This is a genomic window from Streptosporangium sp. LJ11, from assembly GCF_051918945.1.
GTDB lineage: Bacteria > Actinomycetota > Actinomycetes > Streptosporangiales > Streptosporangiaceae > Streptosporangium.
On sequence record NZ_JBPXMB010000084.1, the window covers coordinates 1 to 1820 of the forward strand.

General features: G+C 72.5%; 1 protein-coding gene. It reads right to left on the reverse strand.

The features are described from left to right. The coding region (locus ACTOQ3_RS43455; RefSeq protein ID WP_440089914.1) for a type I polyketide synthase at positions 1 to 1820 on the reverse strand (1820 nt) is incomplete at both ends.

The window sequence follows — 1820 nt, forward strand, 5'->3', positions numbered from 1 at the left end:
GCCGACGACTCCAGCAGCTCAACCCCCATCCCCAGCCACTGCGACCCCTGACCGGGAAAGACGAACACCGTCTTACCGTCCGAGCCGGGCACACCGGTCACCACTCCGGCGCTGACGCCACCCGAGGCCAGCGTCGCCGTACCGGCGAGGAGCTCACCCCGATCCGCGCCCACGACCACCGCGCGGTGGTCGAACACCGACCGGGAGGATGCCAGGGAGTGGGCCACGTCGGCGTCGGCGTCGGTTCCCGCCTCCAGCCACGCCCCGAGCCGCCCGGCCTGTGCCCGGAGCGCCTCGCTCGTCTTCGCCGAAAGCACCCACGGCACCACCGGCACCGCCGGTACCTCGGCGGGCGCCTCGGCCTCGACCGCCTCCTGGGCGGGGGCCTCCTCCAGCACCACGTGCGCGTTCGTGCCGCTGACTCCGAAGGAGGAGACCGCGGCCCGGCGCGGGTGATCCCCGGCGGTCCACGAGCGGGCCTCGGTCAGCAGTTCCACCGCGCCCGCCGACCAGTCCACGTGCGGGCTCGGCTCGTTCGCGTGCAGCGTCTGAGGCAGCACGCCGTGCCGCATCGCCATCACCATCTTGATGATCCCGGCGGTGCCCGCGGCGGCCTGGGCGTGACCGATGTTCGACTTGATGGAACCCAGCCAGACGGGCCGGTCCTCGGGCCGGTCCTGGCCGTAGGTGGCCATCAGCGCCTGCGCCTCGATCGGGTCGCCGAGCGGCGTTCCGGTGCCGTGCGCCTCGACCACGTCGATGTCGGCGGGCGAGAGGTTCGCGTTGGACAGGGCCTGGCGGATCACCCGCTGCTGCGAGGGACCGTTCGGCGCGGTCAGCCCGTTGCTCGCGCCGTCCTGGTTGACGGCGCTGCCCCGTACGACGGCGAGGATCTGGTGGCCGTTGCGCCGGGCGTCCGACAGCCGCTCGACGAGCAGCATGCCCACGCCCTCGCTCCAGCCCGCGCCGTCGGCGTCCGCCGAGAACGCCTTGCACCGGCCGTCGACGGACAGGGCGCCCTGCCGGCAGAACTCGATGAACGTGCCCGGAGTCGCCATCACCGTCACGCCACCGGCCAGGGCCAGGTCGCACTCGCCGTTCCTGAGCGCCTGCACGGCCAGGTGCAGCGCGACCAGCGACGACGAGCACGCGGTGTCCACGGTCATCGCGGGGCCCTCGAACCCGAAGGTGTACGACACCCGGCCCGAGGCGACGCTGCCGGAGTTGCCGGTGCCGATCAGGCCCTCCAGCTCTTCCGGTATGGAGGTGAGCTGGCTCGCGTAGTCGTGGTACATCACGCCGGTGAACACGCCCGTACGACTTCCTCGCAGGTGGTTCAGGCGGATCCCGGCCCGCTCGACCGCCTCCCAGGAGGTCTCCAGCAGCAGCCGCTGCTGCGGATCCATCGCGAGCGCCTCACGCGGGCTGATCCCGAAGAAGCCGGGGTCGAACTCGGCGGCTTCTCCCAGGAAGCCACCGCGCCGCACGTAGGAGGTGCCGTGGGCCTCGGGGTCCGGGTCGTACAGTTTGTCCAGGTCCCAGCCGCGGTCGGTGGGAAACTCGCCGATGGCGTCCGTGCCGGACGACACCAGGTCCCACAGACCCTCGGGCGAGGACACCCCACCGGGGAACCGGCAGGCCATCCCCACGATCGCGATCGGCTCGTCGTCGACCACCGTCCTGGCCACGGTGACCGCGCCGGCCGAGGCGGCTCCGCCGAGTTCGCTCGCCAGGTGATCGGCCACCGCCTGGGCGGTCGGGTAGTCGAAGACGAGGGTGGCGGGCAGTCGCAGCCCGGAGACCGCCATCAGCCGGTTGCG